We start from the raw sequence: 15,998 nt of genomic DNA, 5'->3' as shown, positions 1-15,998 counted from the left end.
TATAAATAAATGCAGCCCTTTGACTTTATCCTAAATAAAGAACCCATTTTTTTACTCGCGGCAGTCAGAATTTTTGCCGTTCTTATGACATCTCCCCTAATGTCAATGCGCAATGTTTCCAGAACTGCAAAGGTTGCTTTAGCGGGTCTGGCTGCATTTATGGTAACCCCATATGCCTATCCAAACTTCGTCAATTTAAATGCATTCAGTCTTGAGTATCTTCTTTTACTTGTAGGAGAAGGACTTATCGGCGTTTTAACAGGCTTTTTTATAAGCATCTTGTTTTCTACATTCAGTACGGCAGGACAATTCTTTTCGTTTCAAATGGGATTCGGAGCTTCGGGAGTTTTTGATGCCCTTGCTCAGGTTGAAAATCCTCTTGTAGGCCAATACTTTAACTTTATTGCAGTCCTTATTTTTTTTACGCATAAACGGATTCCAGCGTCTTTTCTTAGGCGGAATAATGAAAAGCATTGAACATGTAAATTGCTTTATGTTTTTAGAAAGACAGGAGGAGTTTTCAGGCTATCTTTTAAATGCTGTCGGTCAGCTTTTCTTAAATGCAATGATAATTGCATTGCCTGTCATGGGAACCCTGATTTTAATTCATATAACAATGGGACTTTTAACAAAGGCTGCTCCTCAGATGAACCTTTTATCCGAAGGCTTCCCAATTACTATTTTAACCGCATTTTTTATTTTGGCTCTTGCTCTGCCTTTTTTTATAAACACATTTGAAATTATTTTAGAAAAAGGTTTTTCGGATTTTTGGCGGCTGTTAGACAGCTTAGGAGGTGCCAGATGATATCGGGAAAATCAACCATCCTATACCAAAAATATTTTTCGCAAGAAGATCTCCTACTCAATAAAAAGATAGGCTTGCAGTGGTTCGCTGCCGAAGATGAAGGCAGAACTGAAGACCCAACCGAATACAAAATACGCAAGGCCCGGGAAGAAGGAAGAGTTGCAAAAAGTCAGGATCTAAATGCGGCCATGGTGGTGCTCCTTCCGGTAATTACTCTTATAATAATGGGCCCCTACATATTTAAATCCTTAATGCAGGTAATCTCTTTCTTTTTTGAACGATGCACAACAGAGGATGTTTTAAACGGAGCATGGTTCGGTATCTTTGTTTCGTATTTTTTTAGAACGGTTTTCCCAATAACGGCAGTAGCCTTAATTTCAGGCGTTTTGGGAAATATTATTCAAAACAGGGGCTTTTTATTTTCAACAAAACCTATTACGCCCGACTTTAAAAGAATTACACCCAACTTTGCAAGGTTCTTTAAAAGAGCCTTATTTTCTGCAGAGGGACTTTTCAATCTTGCAAAATCGCTTTTTAAGGTTGTCATCATAGGTTTTATAGGCTATCTTGTTATAAAAAACAATATCATAAAGATGATAGCCTTGCTTCAATCCGATTTTACCAATTCTATAATCTTTATAGCAAAAACGGCAGCTCAAATATTGGTTTACGCTTCTATAGCTCTGGTTCTTTTAAGTATTCCCGATTACTTTTTTCAAAAACGGCAATTTTCCGAATCCCTCAAGATGTCAAAAACAGAAATAACGGATGAATATAAAGAGTTGGAAGGGGATCCGATGATAAAAGCTCAAATCAACAGGCAGATGCAGGCAATCTTGCAAAAGACGGGCATAAAAAATGTTCCGGATGCCGATGTCGTCATTACAAACCCGACCCACTATGCCGTGGCAATCCAATGGAACCTTGGAATTATGCCAGGCCCTACAGTAATATCAAAGGGTGTTGATGCAACAGCTCAAAACATAAAAAGAATAGCCAAAGAAAACAACATTCCCACAATCGAAAATGTTCCTTTGGCACGAGCACTTTATGCAAATGTAGATTTAGGACAGATAATTCCAAGCGAATACTATAATACACTTCGTATTATATTTATGAAAGTATCCTCATTGAAGGAAAAGGAAAAAATAAAGAAAAAGATGGAGGTAACCAGATAAATGGCAGAAAACAGACTGTTTAAAGACATACCGGATGCCTTGGTAGCCGTAGCAACTATCATGGTGATATTTATAATTATTATTCCTATACCTACAGTTCTTTTAGACTTTTTTATGGCACTGAATCTTATATTCAGTCTGATGATACTGCTAATAGTTTTATTTTTGGATAAACCCACAGATTTTACGGTTTTCCCTTCTTTGCTATTAGTTTCTACCATATTCGGGCTTGCTCTAAACGTTTCTTCTACAAAACTTATCCTAACCTATGGAGAAAAATTTGACGGAAAGATGATTGCAGCCTTCAGTCAATTCGTTATAGGTTCTTCAGGAAATCAGGGTTTGATTATAGGCTTTGTAGTTTTTATCATCTTGATTGCGGTACAAGCCTTTGTAATCACAAAGGGAGCTACACGCATTGCTGAAGTTGCAGCCCGCTTCGCCTTGGACTTTAATAATACAAGAAGTATGTCCATAGAGGCAGAGTATAATGCAGGTGTTATAACTGAAGCCGAAGCCCGAAAGAAAAAAGAAGACTTGCAAAAATCTACCGATTTTTACGGGGCTATGGACGGTGCGAGTAAATTCGTTTCAGGAAACGTAAAAATAGGTATATTTATCACAGTTGTAAATATTGTAGCAGGCTTAATTATCGGCGTGTGGAGAAATGAAGAGTTCACTAAAGCATTACAGATGTACACAAGGTTTACAATAGGTGACGGACTTTTAGCCCAACTTCCTTCCCTATTTATATCCGTTGCAACAGGTCTTGTAGTAACCCGCTCGGCTTCAACCGGTTCTTTCGGAAAAGACATCTCAGACCAATTTGCACGCAACTCGACTGTGTATTACATAGCTGCCGTTACCTTGACAGTAATGGCCGTTTTGCCCGGCTTCCCCTCAATAGTCTTAATAATTATTGCACTAAGCCTCGCCTTCTTAGGCTGGCGCTTACAGACAACAAAGGTAACAAGGGCTCAAAAAGAACAGGCAGCCAAAGAAGCCCAAGCAGCAACTGAACAGGCAACAAAAACCGACACGGATGATACCAAGGCGGTAAGCCCCTATGACGATCTATCCTTACAGTTCGGATACGGCCTTATTCCTCTGGTCGATGAAAAAAGAGGCTCCGATCTTGTACCCAGAGTTAAACGCATAAGAAAAGAAATAGCCCTCGAAACAGGTCTGGTCATGCCCGTTATCAGAATGATGGATGCAATGAATCTTCCTCCCGATGAATATTGTATCAAAATACAGGGAGCCGAGGTGGCAAGAGCAAAGATAAGAATGGGTGCATATTTAGCCATAAAATCGGGAAATGTTCAAGACGAAATCCCGGGAGAGCCCACATTGGATCCGACCTTCGGACTCCCGGCTATCTGGATTTCGGAATCAAACCAAGCAGCCGCCGAAAGGGCAGGGTACATGGTTATAGATCCGCCTTCGATAATAGCGACTCATTTAACTCAGGTTATAAAAACACATGCAGACGATATCTTGTCAAGACAGATGGTTAGCAACATCTTGGATTCCGCAAAAAAACTAAACCCAATCGTAGTTGACGAAATTCAATCAAACGACAAGCTGACATTAGGCGACCTGCAAACAGTATTTAAGCTTCTTCTTAGGGAAAATGTTTCCATACGCAACACAACCGCCATCCTTGAAACAATATCGGACTATCGGCGCATCACAGGAGACATGTATATAATCGCCGAAAAAGTCAGACAAAGACTGGGAAGACAAATTGTTCAGCAATATTTGGGAGAGGACAAGGTTTTAAGAGCATTTATGGTCGACCCTGCCTTTTTCCAAACCGTTTTGGCAAACCGTGTCGATACCCTTACCGGTCCTCACCCGGCAATCGAATCTGATCTAAGAAAAGCTTGGCTTAGGGCAGTTCAAACTGCATACAACAACTTTAATGCACAATTTGTAGGTATCGCTGTCATACTTGTACCTGAAGAAGGCCGTCTTCTACTAAAGAGACTTATTGAACAAGAACTCCCCATGGTTCCAGTCCTATCCGTCCCCGAAATTCCGAAGGATGTTTCGGTAATCGGCATGGGAAACATAACGCCTGAAATTCAATAATGATTGACTTTTTTCTTAAATGATGTTAGAATAGCCCTATGATATTTCCATTAGAAGAACTCATCGAGTTTGATGACAATATTTACGAGATTACATGTGCATCGACAAGAAGGGCTTATCAGCTGGCTAAAATTCAAGATCCCAATGTCGAAAAAAGCGGAGACAAGGTTGTTTCAGCCGGAGCAAAGCAGATTTTTACCGGCGAGGTAAATTATCAGATAGAAAAACACCCCGAATTCAACTAAAATTTCAGCTTTAAAAGTTTGCGTGTTCCTGTATTGATTTTTTTCGGGGCAACCGCTTCGGGGAAAACAAGCTTAGCTTCCGAAATATTTTCTTATAAACATTCAAAAGATTTCTCAAAAAAAGGCGGAGTGTCGGCTCTTTCGGCCTGTGCCGAAATTATAAGTGCCGATTCGGTTCAGGTGTATAAACACCTGCATATCGGCTCGGCTTCTCCTTCAAAAGAAGAATTGGAAGACCTTCCCCATCATCTAATCGCCGTAAAAGAGCCTTCCGAAGAATTTTCGGCGGCCGATTTTGTAAGGGAGGCCGATAAGCTTTGTCCCGAAATATATGCGAGGGGAAAACTTCCGGTCTTGATGGGAGGCACGGCTTTTTTCTTAAAGAATTTTATCTATGGACTTCCCGTTACTCCTATCGCCGATCTTAAAATCCGGGAGCACTTTCAAAAACGCACAAAGGAAGAGGGTGCTGCCGTCCTTTTGGATGAACTAAAAAAAATAGATCCGGTCTCGGCCCAAAGGCTTCATGTCCATGACGAATACAGGATAATAAGAGCCCACGAGGTTTTTGCCGCCTCAGGAAAGCCTTTAAGTTCTTTTGCCCTCCCCGAAGCAGCAAGAGAAGAATACGAGTTTTTTATCCTAAGTATTGAAAGAACCCGCTCTCTCTTATATGAAAGAATAGAAAAGAGGGTCGATTCGATGTTTGACGAGGGGCTATATGATGAGGTAAAAAAGCTTTATGAGATGGGCTATACGGCAAAAAGCCCCGGACTAAAAGCCATAGGCTACAGGGAATTCTTTGATGAAAACAACCGCTTAAAACCCGAATCGGCCTTGGAAGAAGTCTCGGCCCTTATAAAACGGAACACCAAGCACTACGCCAAGCGGCAGGAAACTTTTTTTAAGACCATACCCGATGTTCACCGCTACTTTATAGAAGACGAGGCTGAGGCATCAAGGCTTTATAAGGATATTTGCGGGTTTTATGGGAAGAGACGAATATCTTAACTTAGTACGGCAGGAAAAAGTTTAAAACGATACAAATGGACGGACTCTTTACTCTTCATCTTCTTCGGCTTCAGACTCTTCTTCGGGGGGAGGAGTTTTTTCTTTTTCAGGCTTGGGAGTTTTCTTTTTTGTGACAAAGTGCCTAGGCTTTTTCTTATAGCTCATTACATAAAAAATAAAGCTTAAAAGCAGGCCGCAAACGATAGTAACACCAATTACTATGGGAGAAAGGACAACATTTTTTACCACATAAAAAAAACCGGTTGAATTCATACTCTTTTATCGGAAAAACCTACAAAAAATTTTAGCGGCTTCTACGGTTGCTGCCTATCCAAATATTTCCTTTCGTCTAATTATACTATGTTTTTAGGAGATTGTTAAGTGTATAGGCAGTGACGACAACTTCTCATCTACGCAATATCCAAAATATCCGTATTGAGTAGGAAATCTTTCATATCCATAATGACAAAACCATCTTCATTTCTCCACGGTTTCTTGCGGCCGCTTATAATGATAATCTTCTTAAAAGAATCGGGAATGTTATGCAGTGAATAAAACTCTTGATTTTGTTTAGCTTCCGAATTGATGTCAAATGCAACTTGAATATAATATCGCCGGTTCCCCTGATTTGCCGCAAAGTCAACCTCCAGCTGCTTGCGGATACGCTTGCCCTCTTTGTCATATAGACCGTTCCGGCATCCGCATTATAGCTGCGAATCAATAACTCATTATAGACAATATTCTCCATGATATGAGTAGGCTGCTGCTGTCTGAAATTAAAACGAGCGTTTCGAAGTCCTAAATCCGTAAAGTAATATTTCATATTTGCTCCAATATACTTCCGCCCCTTAATATCATACCGGCTCGCCTTGGAAATCAAAAAGGCATCCGCCAAATGTTCAATATGGTTGGAAATCGTCTTATTGGTATAAATCATTTGATGCTCACTTGCAAAGGTATTGGCAATTTTCGTAGGATTGGTTGAAGCACCGATTACAGAGGCAAGCAAGTCAACCAAAACTCCAAGCTCATCCGCACTTTGAATCTTGTTTCTTTCAATCACATCTTTTAGATATACATTTGTAAAAAATATTTTTTAGGTGATTCTCTTTATCCCTTTCACTCTTTATTTTTGTTCATTTGCACACTTTTTATTAACGATATTCTATCACAAATTACTGCCGATTTCAATATTCATTCCATTTTAAGGAAGTATCGGCTATTTGCTTTTACTTCTTTTTAGTGATTTTATTTAATTGCTTTAGTGCGGCAAACTGGGATTTGTCTAAAATACTTCGCATATCATCGAAGCTTGTTCATAGAAATTTTTCCTACCGATTTATATTCTTCAGAAAAAAAGCTGTCATGAACATCTCTCCAATACCGATAGATCCTATCTTCCTCTCCTTCATGCCATGCATGTTCCGTTGTAATTAATTTATAAGGCATTATATCCACCATTCCGAGGTCAGTTCCCCTTCCTGAATCAATGGGTTTAAACTCTTTTCAGCCTCTATTACAAAATCATTTTTCTTCCGGGACATTTTTCAATATATATTTACTTACCAAATAACCGATAGAAGCAAGTACAATTCCAACACCCGCAAAAGAGGCCAAGGCAATAAAGTAGCCTGAAATCTTACTTGTATCAAACCATCCGCTGTATAATAAAGCCGGATAAACGGTACAAAGCATAGCTATAGTATGAAGAGTGATTTTTTTCTTAACGCTCCAAACATCATAGTCATATAATGCCGAAAACCCTGATACTGAAGCCGATATAATCGTAATTGCAACCATCATCCGAAATTGCTTAAGATCTCCGCTTTTATAAGTAAAATATGTGCCGATACCCATAATAATCAATAAGATGCCGCCTCTCAGCAGACCACTCCTAATCACTTTTCTTTTCAGTTTCATATGTTTCTCCCTTCTAAATAGATAGTTATTTTTAAGATAATCTCTTTTCTTATATCTTGCCGATTCATGTTATTTAAAACTACTGCTCTTCAGTATCCGTCATATTTCACACAACCATTCTGCGTTTCTCTAAACACTAAATATGCATCAGACAGCTTCTAATTTATATCATCACAATATAGTTACTTAAATAAGCAACTATAATATTAATTTCATCATAAAATACATTCATTGCACTTTCATCTTTTAACTTAATTTCTCTCATCTTCTTCCTTTCCATAATTATCATCAAAACTAATCACATCATTCGTAGTGCATTCAAGTGCCTTGCATATTCTCTCAAGGTTTTTGAATGTAATCGGCTTATTTTTACCCATCTGTGCCATAACATTAGTGGTGAGTCCCGCCATTCTTATGACATCGACTTTCATTAGATCCTTTTTTATTAGTTGTATCCATAACGGTTTATAATTAAGTGCCATCGTTCATTCTACTATCTGCATAAACTTTATCAATTATACCATATAAATTGAATAAACTCAATCTAATGTTCTCGAATTTAAGTTTTGCAAACCTTGTTTCACTTGTTATTCCGTCTTTATTCTGCCATTAAATGCTTTACGCCTTAGCTCTTTCCTTGAAGTAGCCGAACACATGGATAAAATCGCCTTTCTTAAAATCCCTTGCCATCTCACTTTTTTCGCCATACACCGAGCATTTGGTGTATTCCTTACCGCCTCCGTACTTCTTCACCAAGGTGAAGTTTGCCACCTTTACCTCTTCGCAATCTTTTTCAAATGAGCTAAACACCGGTTCTTCCACAAGACTGGCATTGATGTTAATCATTTTTTCTTTGTCCATTTCCTTATCCTTTCGTATTTTGAGTAAAAAAATAGACGATAGGATTCCTCTCTATCGCCTTAACCACTAGCCTATTCTGATTATTTCCACCGATATAGTGGGGGATCTATTCCTTATTTTCATTTCTTCCTCCTTGTTTTTTAGCATTAAAAAAGGAAGTATCGGCTATTTGCTTTTACTTCCTCTTTCTCCATTTTTAATGCTAAATTCAGCTAGTATATTACTAATCTCTTTTATATAGTCTTTCATCTTACTCGTTTATTTCTCCATTTTCTAATTTATTGCAAATACCAATACTTGTAAATGTATCGTCAATATTTACTGTACTATAATTTTCTTCATTAATATAAGTTGGAATTCTCATTTTCGTTTCCTCCATAAGTTTTTATAAAGTTTTTTATTTAATATTAAAATATGATTTTAATTTTTTTTTTGCAAATTTTCTGGTATTGGATATTATGAAAGTCTCTCCATTAATCCCTACTTTCAGTCATTGAATATCGAAAGCTCAAAGCCTACTAATATTATGTTATCCTCCTGTAATACTAAAGTATCGTCATATTCATAAATAAGCCTGACCCCACTTTCTAATATCATTTCAATGCCATCATTACTTTTTTGAACTAAGTAATTGATATTTTCTTTTTTTAGTTCTCGTACTACCTCTTGAAACGAATACACTCTTCGCATTTTGAAAACCCTAATTCTATATCTCCAAATTTTCCTGTTTTTAAAAAATCTAAAATAGATATTTTATACATAATCTAAACCTCTAAATATTTTCTTCTTCAATCAAATATTCCATATCTCCACTATTCCAAATGTACATAATAGCTGATACAGGCACTTTATCTTTTTCCCAAAGCCAACCCATGTAAGTGGTGCTATTTCCAAAATAACCCTCTGTAATGATTTCAAATTCTGCGTCTTTATACTTGTCCATAAATTCTTCTAAATAAAATGACTTTCCTGTAAAACGTCCTTTACCTAAAGTTTTATTAAAAATAAGGATATCGCATAAGTCTATATCACAGTCTTTAAAACAAATTCTTCCTTTGTATATTTTTTCTTCACCATTAATATATTCAAATATTGAATCAACTTTTAGTGTTAGTGTTTTATTATGAAACTTAATATCCTTTACTCTACTGTCATGCAGACTGTAAGGAATATTTCTATTTTTATCAAATTTAAAAATTTTATTATTTTTGATCATATTTTCATCATTTTTATATTTTTTATTTAAAATAAAATGCAAAAGCTCAATAACATTCATATCATCTTCATCTTTTTCCTCTTTTAAAGAAAGCTTATTAAAACACTTTTCAAGTTGCTTATTTATCAACATTTTATTTTTAGCTGTTAATCTGGGATATAATTCACTTAAAATCCAATATTGCCATATTACATTATTTGTATTAAAGACTTTTGATATTTCATCCATAGCAATATCTTGTTTTGCTATAAAAAGTTTTACTATTTCAGGAAAAATAACCCAATTTCCATCTTGCAACCAAGTTAGTAATTCACTAGAAACTTCAATAAATTGCTTATCACTTAGCTTATAGAGATTTTTACAAGTTTCTAAATCAAATTTATCTTTTGGAAGAATTATACTTTTATTTCTCATTATTCTATTTATCCTTTCAAAATTAAATAGTGTCGTTAAATACGATATACGGAATAGATATTTTCTCTGTATCAATTTCTTTACTCTCTAAGAAGTGCTTAAATCCATATTTCTCTTTTAAACTCAAATATTCAAACCATAATGGATAATATGTTTTACAGTAGGAAACTAGAAATTCAAAATCTTTATTCTTATAACCTAATTTACCAGCCGCTTCTTCCATATCTTTTACAGATTGTAATTCTTCTTCTAAACTACCTTCTACAAGTACTCCCCAAGGCAATTCGTGGAGATTAAAATCGTGATACCGAATTAAAGTTTTCAATTTTAATTTTAATGCTTTAATATGATTTGGATTATATTCAAGTACTGATGAAACTAATTCCATATGAGAAATATCAAACTTCCACATCATTTCCTCTAAGCCCATTTCTATTATAAATTTCGCAAACTTATGACTATTTTTTAAATCCTCTTGCCAAACAGATTCAAATTTTTGAAAAAATTGTGGATTGATTTGTACAATGTCTTTATTTTTTGTAATAAACTCTATCAATTCATCAAGAGTAGGTAATTCTTTTATTTCTGATTTTTCCCAATCTACCAACAGATTATGACGAATTTCCCTTTCCTCTTTGGTAAAGTAATTATCAATAGGAAGTTTTTGATATATTTCTAAGTATTGTTTTAGGTGTATATTCATATCTTAAATCCTTTAAAAAAATTAATCACTAATTCTTTATATCTCTATGAAAAACTGGAATTTATATTTAAGTTTCATCACACCATATTTTAACCTTACAATATTCTTTATTTTTTGCATAAGTAAAAATTTTTGAATTTCTAATGTAATCAAATATGTTTTGACTTAAATCTTCATCCCATACTGTCTCATTAAAGAATTTATTTTCATTGTCAGGTTCATATAAAATATCTACACAAACTTGATAAAACTCTTCATCTTCATTAGAGAATTGTCTAACGAATGAAATTTGAAAACTTTGCTCATCTTTTGAAGTATTAAATATCCCTGTTTCAAATAAAATCATATCTTCTTTGGCAGGTATTTTACACATTTTTTCAAATATATTAATAATACTCTCTAACGATGCTTTATTTCTTATATTCCCTTTTAAAAAATCTATTAAATTTTCCATACATTCCTTTTTATCCATTCATCCCACCAAATTCTATATTGTATTCCTCATCAATTTCTAATGTAGCTAAATGTCCAAATAAATAATCCGATTCAGAAACTAAGTCAATCATTTGCATTTTCTTTTATCCAATAATTTTTCATCGGTTTTCCACCATTTTGAATTTTCATAAGATTAATATAAGATTCAGGTAGCTTGTATCCTAATTTACTTTCCGTAAATGTTATCATTTCTTCTTTTCCACCTATTGATAAATGTTCTAAATTTTCTTGATGACAAAAACATACTTTAATTCTTTTTCACTTAAAGATTTATTAATTGACTTATTCATCTTCAACTCTCATTATTTTTTTATATATCTTTTCCTCTAAATAGCAATTTACACATCTACCATTTTCAAATTTATGTTGGCAATTTTTATAACCATAGAGATAGTGGGAACAATTCGGGCACAAATTAGCCATTTTAGAACTATCTGCAAAATATTCACTTTCACATTCATCACAAATATTAATTGTCTTATTCTTCATAAAATTCTCCTGATATATTAAAATTATTTTCTCTTATTAATAAAATAAGCATATTCAAGAAGTTTATGGACTAAGTCATTATTAAAATCACAACTATCAACTAATATTCTCGAATAAGTTAGCTGAAATTGTGGATTTTTCTCAAGATGCTCGAGTTCAAAAAGAACTCGTTTCATCATATTCATTCCAATTATATCTGATACACTTTCTCTATTTTTAATTTCTAATTGTACTAAATTTTGAAGTTCTTGATTTTTCATCATTGGTATCCTTTTAATGATCATTTACTGATAACAGTAAACTCTCTAAATGTATCTTAAACAAGCTTTCAGATGTAATCACAAAGCCCTCCTCTGTGATTTTTTTATTAAAAAATGCAACAGATTCATCATGATTCAAAAAATGATTGCCGGTAAGGTATTGCTGAATTTCATCTAATAAATAAGCACTTTGTCTTAGCTCCTCATCTTTAAATCCATTGGCATAATGAATACTTTTCATAACTTTTTTTAATTTTGTTTTAGGAAAATGCTCTTTGAATAAATCCTTTAACAAAAGGACGGATTCATACATATTTTTATCAAGAAAAATATTCATATCAATCTCTAGGATTTTTTCATCTCTCAAATGCTGAATAAAATTCATAAAACACTGTTTTAACCGATCCATACAATCTCTCCTCACCACTCTTTCATCATCTACCCATCGATTCCAACAGAAAATATATCATCATATAAACCTTCAAATTCAATATCTAAAATATGATCATAATCAATCGTGTGTTCCACATAAGTTAACATAGTAGTCTTTCCCATTCTTCTAAATATCGGCTTACCTAACTTCCCGGGGATGCTATCTACATCTTCATGAGGATAACAATACTTGAAGGTATCCGATTCTACACAAGCGATTGCAATGTTAGGTAATTTTTTCTCATAAAGATTCACTAATTGATTCGTAAACATCACTTCTTCATCAGAAAAATCTGCTTGCGAAATTTGAATGATAAAGGCTTCATTTTCAAACTCATAACAGGCAGAATACGCATCGGTTTCTAAACTAAAGTCTTCTTTTTTAAATGAATACACCATAGATAACTCCTTTTATTATTAATACTATAATGGTATATATTCCAACACAACATCACAAAGATTTCCCTTTTCATCATACCCAAAATATACAGGATATTGACCATCTCCAAACCCGGATTGAATCATAGGAATAAATAAATCTGTATTAGGTATTTTGAAGTTAATCCAATCTCCATCTTTTCTTTGATATTTGGGATTTTCTATTGCATTTTTCTTAAATAATTCAGCAAAAAAATCATCATAGATATTTCCTTCAGGATTTTCTTGATACCACGCATCTACGAAATCACAATATTTATCCCTTATCTCTACATCAACAATTGTTGCCAATCCGGCATCAACCATAAATCCAAAAATACTTTCATTATCTACACCCTCTAGGTTTTCATCACCTTTTAGTGCTTCGTAATAAATCACAGGCTTATTTTCGTTAAATTTTACCCTTGTCAACACATAACGATAGTGATCTTCTTCTATTTTGGCAACCAAAGTTTCAATTTTATACTTTCCTGTTGGAACTTTAGTTAAATAAGGTTTTTCTTTTTTATGAAGCCAAACCAAAGGATCTCTTACTAAAATTTCTCCGGTAGGAAAGATGATTTCTCCCATTTCTAAGACAAATAATTGTTTTCCATGAATTTCATTTTTTTCAAAAACTTCTGCATAATTCACAGGGGCAGTAAGTAAATGTTTTACAGCTTCATATTTTTCTAACCATTCTTTCGTTGTATTCATATCGATACTCCTTTAAAAATTAAAATTTATTCTTCTTCTAAATTAAGGTAATGCAAATCCCCTTGTACAAAGCAAATTCCATTCATATTTGTTTTTGAAGTACAAATATCAAACTTTTTATTTTCTAAATTTCCTGTTACAACATAACAGTATCCGAAATTTTGTAAAGTTGATAATAGAAAAAAGACTTTATCTTCAAAGCTCTCTTCAATACTTTCTTCTATATAGGCAAAAGAATTGCTTTGTATATCATATTCTAAAGTTATACTTTCTAAATCCAAAATGTTTTTAAGCTTATCAAGAATTTTATTTTTCATATTTTCTTTTGCTTTTTCTGATTTTGCCTCTATTTGAAAAATCATTGCCATAAATAATTTTTGTTCTTCCATAGCTTCTCCTTTAAAAATTTAAATTTATTCTATTAATCATATCTTGATAGTATTTTTTACCACCTTCATTGTTTGCCATTTCATATTTTTCTTGTAAAAACTCTAATATTTCTTGTTTATATTCACTTGGAATATCATTTATATTGCTCTCAATAATTTTTACTAAATTTTGATGAGCAATTTTCTTTGGGCTCATTTTCTTAAGACTTACAAAATATTGCCATTTATTAGGATATTCTTTAAATCCTTTTAAGTTAGGTAAATAAATTGAAACATATCCTGCTAAATTTTTCTTGTTTGCATTTTCCAAGACAAAATTATAAATAGCCTTTGTTTCTTGTAAATCATATCTTAAAACCATATTGCAAAGTAAAGAGATAATATTTAGAGTTATTTTTTTGTTATCACTATATTTACTTGCTATTTCAAACAAAATTTCAGCAAAACTATCGTCTTTAAAATAAGGAAAGAAATAAGAAGATATTTCAGCTCTTGTCATTTTTTCAAATTCCTTAATAAGATACGCTAACTCCTCTTCTGTTTTATCACTCCATAGACTAATTTTATTTTTAAGTTCATTGAGAGCATTTATTTTTTTATTTATTTTACGATTCATACTTTTACCTCTTTTAAAAAATAAAAATTTTTTCACTACCTTGTTAATACACGAGTCAGAAATTCCTCCTCTATCTCTGCAACATTCATTTTTGTTCTCACATCAGGGTTATTTTCATAATTTTTTGTAAGTTCTCTCATCACGCATTCTCTAAATTCTTCTGCTGTTTTTTGCCTATAATAATCAAAGTAATGAAAAGCACCACTTGAGCATCTTCCCCAATCAGCTAAATAACCAATAATTTCAAAAGCATGGTCATTATATTTTTCAAATCTTTTTGTTCCACTACTTTTTAAATATCCGGAGACTAAATTTACAAAATAATGGTAGTATATTGGATCACGAAACGAATTGTATTCTTTGCTATGAAAACTTGGATCAATAATATGTGCTTTTAACACGTCATTCATTGTCGGTTTATCTTTCATTTTAATATCTGTTTGAATATAGTGATAAAATGTTTCTTTATCATAAAATTTACTTTCAACAGCGATAACAACTCCCCACATTCCATCTACATAATTAAATAACATCACTGCACCATTTCTGTATTTACTTTCTACTTCTACAGGAGGAGCTACTCTTTTCTTCGGTTTTTCTTTTCTTGTACTGATTTTTTCAAAAAACTTTTCTAAATTTTTATTTCTTTGTTTAATAAATTTATTATCTGCACCTAACTCTTCATTTATTTTTAAATCTTCACCGCTAATAATGATATGTTTTATTTCATTTAAAAATTCATCATCTAACTGTCCAACTTCCCACATACAGTAAGCAAGTGCAAAAATAACATTAAATCTATCTTCATCATCTTCTTCTAATAGTAGAGAATTTTTAATATCACGCACTTCTTCTCCAAGATTAAATCTTCTAAAAAATTCATCTTTGATATCAAGGGAAGTATCATTCCCAAAAATGCTCGCATTCCAAGCTCCCATAGTTTCTCCTTTTTTATTACGGAATCAAACAACAATACAAAAAGCAATACGAATAATTTATGTTGTAAGCCACAGTTTTTATTCGTTTCACTCTAATTCCACATTCACTAAAACTATCCTCACCCCTATCTCTTCCAAATTTCGTATAATAACTATCTCTATATGTCAGATTAAAGTTACCAATAACACAGCTGTCCTTTCCTTTTACAGAAAATCTCCTAACTAAAACATTTTCGTCACGCAAGCTCCAACTCACAAATCACTCTTTCCTCTCCCTCTTCATCGACTGCCGTAATCTTGATATAATCAAAGCAATTTTTCTGAACTTCCTCAAAGGACATTCTTTCTCCACTCATGGTTTCTATCTTATCCTCTTCATCAAAATCAAAGTCCTCTTTTTCTTCCTCAAAATCAATGTTATAGGCAAATTCTATCTCGATTTTAGAGTTTGGAATTTCAAGTTTAGAAAGTGGACGATTTTTGATATCCTCTAAATCAACTTCATCACAAAAAACAGGATTATAGCCATATTTCGCCTCATCATAAAGTAAAATCTCTTTTCCTGTCTGAATGCAACGAGCCTTAATCAAACAAGACTTTTTCCTCTCTATTTCTTCCTCAAAAATGCCACGAATCATCGTATCAAAAACCACTTCTCCATAATAATAAATCTCATAACGTTCATTCCATCCTTCATTTTCTAATGGATTGCAAATACGGATGTTTGACAAGGTGTCGTCAAGATTTAACACCTTATAATTTTCTTCCTTTAGATAAGTCGGTATTCTCATTTCATTT

General features: G+C 33.4%; 23 protein-coding genes and 1 pseudogene. 5 read left to right on the top strand and 19 right to left on the bottom strand.

The window, feature by feature from the left end:
- Positions 1-9 precede the first annotated feature (9 nt).
- The 5 genes and pseudogenes from fliR to miaA all read left to right on the top strand — a co-directional run bounded on the left by fliR (position 10) and on the right by miaA (position 5,333).
- Positions 10-805: pseudogene (fliR, locus tag E4O00_RS13690) on the top strand (flagellar biosynthetic protein FliR).
- The gene (flhB, locus tag E4O00_RS13685; protein WP_253677900.1) at positions 802-1,983 is read left to right on the top strand and encodes a flagellar biosynthesis protein FlhB; all 1,182 of its coding nucleotides are present in this window, start codon (positions 802-804) and stop codon (positions 1,981-1,983) included. Before fliR ends, flhB begins: the two are co-directional and overlap by 4 nt.
- Positions 1,984-4,077: a flagellar biosynthesis protein FlhA gene (gene flhA, locus E4O00_RS13680; RefSeq protein WP_253677899.1), complete on the top strand. Its 2,094-nt coding sequence runs from the start codon at positions 1,984-1,986 to the stop codon at positions 4,075-4,077.
- A gap of 38 nt (positions 4,078-4,115) precedes the next feature.
- Positions 4,116-4,322 (top strand): DNA-directed RNA polymerase subunit omega, encoded by a 207-nt coding sequence (locus E4O00_RS13675; protein WP_253677898.1) that lies wholly within the window; start codon positions 4,116-4,118, stop codon positions 4,320-4,322.
- An 18-nt stretch (positions 4,323-4,340) separates the two neighbouring features.
- Positions 4,341-5,333 (top strand): tRNA (adenosine(37)-N6)-dimethylallyltransferase MiaA, encoded by a 993-nt coding sequence (miaA, locus tag E4O00_RS13670; protein WP_253677897.1) that lies wholly within the window; start codon positions 4,341-4,343, stop codon positions 5,331-5,333.
- 48 nt (positions 5,334-5,381) lie between these two features.
- Here miaA and E4O00_RS13665 read toward each other — a convergent pair whose 3' ends face one another.
- The 19 genes from E4O00_RS13665 to E4O00_RS13580 form a co-directional block, all read right to left on the bottom strand.
- Complete coding sequence (locus E4O00_RS13665) at positions 5,382-5,606, bottom strand: hypothetical protein (protein ID WP_253677896.1); 225 nt, start codon at positions 5,604-5,606, stop codon at positions 5,382-5,384.
- 232 nt (positions 5,607-5,838) lie between these two features.
- Positions 5,839-6,396 (bottom strand): DUF4143 domain-containing protein, encoded by a 558-nt coding sequence (locus E4O00_RS13660; protein ID WP_253677895.1) that lies wholly within the window; start codon positions 6,394-6,396, stop codon positions 5,839-5,841.
- 239 nt (positions 6,397-6,635) lie between these two features.
- Entirely contained in the window at positions 6,636-6,782 is a 147-nt protein-coding gene (locus E4O00_RS13655) for an ASCH domain-containing protein (RefSeq protein ID WP_253677894.1), read from the bottom strand.
- 75 nt (positions 6,783-6,857) lie between these two features.
- The gene (locus tag E4O00_RS13650) at positions 6,858-7,253 is read right to left on the bottom strand and encodes a DUF3021 family protein (protein WP_253677893.1); all 396 of its coding nucleotides are present in this window, start codon (positions 7,251-7,253) and stop codon (positions 6,858-6,860) included.
- A gap of 251 nt (positions 7,254-7,504) precedes the next feature.
- Positions 7,505-7,735, bottom strand: a complete 231-nt coding sequence (locus E4O00_RS13645) for a helix-turn-helix domain-containing protein (RefSeq protein ID WP_253677892.1) — start codon at positions 7,733-7,735, stop codon at positions 7,505-7,507.
- 136 nt (positions 7,736-7,871) lie between these two features.
- Positions 7,872-8,114, bottom strand: coding sequence for a single-stranded DNA-binding protein (locus E4O00_RS13640; protein ID WP_371922699.1), 243 nt, complete (start codon positions 8,112-8,114; stop codon positions 7,872-7,874).
- Positions 8,115-8,886: 772 nt separating this feature from the next.
- Positions 8,887-9,744 (bottom strand): DUF5071 domain-containing protein, encoded by an 858-nt coding sequence (locus tag E4O00_RS13635; protein ID WP_253677891.1) that lies wholly within the window; start codon positions 9,742-9,744, stop codon positions 8,887-8,889.
- A 22-nt stretch (positions 9,745-9,766) separates the two neighbouring features.
- Positions 9,767-10,447, bottom strand: coding sequence for a hypothetical protein (locus E4O00_RS13630; protein ID WP_253677890.1), 681 nt, complete (start codon positions 10,445-10,447; stop codon positions 9,767-9,769).
- A gap of 67 nt (positions 10,448-10,514) precedes the next feature.
- The gene (locus tag E4O00_RS13625) at positions 10,515-10,919 is read right to left on the bottom strand and encodes a hypothetical protein (RefSeq protein WP_253677889.1); all 405 of its coding nucleotides are present in this window, start codon (positions 10,917-10,919) and stop codon (positions 10,515-10,517) included.
- An 86-nt stretch (positions 10,920-11,005) separates the two neighbouring features.
- Positions 11,006-11,131, bottom strand: coding sequence for an SMI1/KNR4 family protein (locus tag E4O00_RS14380; protein WP_371922698.1), 126 nt, complete (start codon positions 11,129-11,131; stop codon positions 11,006-11,008).
- 93 nt (positions 11,132-11,224) lie between these two features.
- On the bottom strand, positions 11,225-11,431 hold the full coding sequence (locus E4O00_RS13620) for a hypothetical protein (RefSeq protein ID WP_253677888.1): 207 nt from the start codon (positions 11,429-11,431) through the stop codon (positions 11,225-11,227).
- Between the two features lie 23 nt (positions 11,432-11,454).
- On the bottom strand, positions 11,455-11,694 hold the full coding sequence (locus E4O00_RS13615) for a hypothetical protein (RefSeq protein WP_253677887.1): 240 nt from the start codon (positions 11,692-11,694) through the stop codon (positions 11,455-11,457).
- A gap of 10 nt (positions 11,695-11,704) precedes the next feature.
- Complete coding sequence (locus tag E4O00_RS13610; RefSeq protein WP_253677886.1) at positions 11,705-12,100, bottom strand: hypothetical protein; 396 nt, start codon at positions 12,098-12,100, stop codon at positions 11,705-11,707.
- 29 nt (positions 12,101-12,129) lie between these two features.
- On the bottom strand, positions 12,130-12,522 hold the full coding sequence (locus E4O00_RS13605; protein ID WP_253677885.1) for a hypothetical protein: 393 nt from the start codon (positions 12,520-12,522) through the stop codon (positions 12,130-12,132).
- Between the two features lie 24 nt (positions 12,523-12,546).
- Positions 12,547-13,257, bottom strand: coding sequence for a DUF4241 domain-containing protein (locus E4O00_RS13600; RefSeq protein ID WP_253677884.1), 711 nt, complete (start codon positions 13,255-13,257; stop codon positions 12,547-12,549).
- Between the two features lie 26 nt (positions 13,258-13,283).
- The gene (locus E4O00_RS13595) at positions 13,284-13,646 is read right to left on the bottom strand and encodes an Rpn family recombination-promoting nuclease/putative transposase (protein WP_253677883.1); all 363 of its coding nucleotides are present in this window, start codon (positions 13,644-13,646) and stop codon (positions 13,284-13,286) included.
- Positions 13,647-13,656: 10 nt separating this feature from the next.
- Entirely contained in the window at positions 13,657-14,262 is a 606-nt protein-coding gene (locus tag E4O00_RS13590; RefSeq protein WP_253677882.1) for a hypothetical protein, read from the bottom strand.
- Positions 14,263-14,297: 35 nt separating this feature from the next.
- On the bottom strand, positions 14,298-15,200 hold the full coding sequence (locus tag E4O00_RS13585) for a hypothetical protein (RefSeq protein WP_253677881.1): 903 nt from the start codon (positions 15,198-15,200) through the stop codon (positions 14,298-14,300).
- 236 nt (positions 15,201-15,436) lie between these two features.
- A complete protein-coding gene (locus tag E4O00_RS13580) occupies positions 15,437-15,991 on the bottom strand; it encodes a hypothetical protein (RefSeq protein ID WP_253677880.1) in 555 nt (184 codons plus the stop codon).
- Between the last annotated feature and the right edge of the window lie 7 nt (positions 15,992-15,998).

The organism is Treponema sp. OMZ 788 (assembly GCF_024181245.1).
In the GTDB taxonomy this organism is placed as follows: Bacteria; Spirochaetota; Spirochaetia; order Treponematales; family Treponemataceae; genus Treponema_B.
Note: the sequence above shows the minus strand (reverse complement) of the source record. Positions and strands in the feature narration are given on the sequence as shown.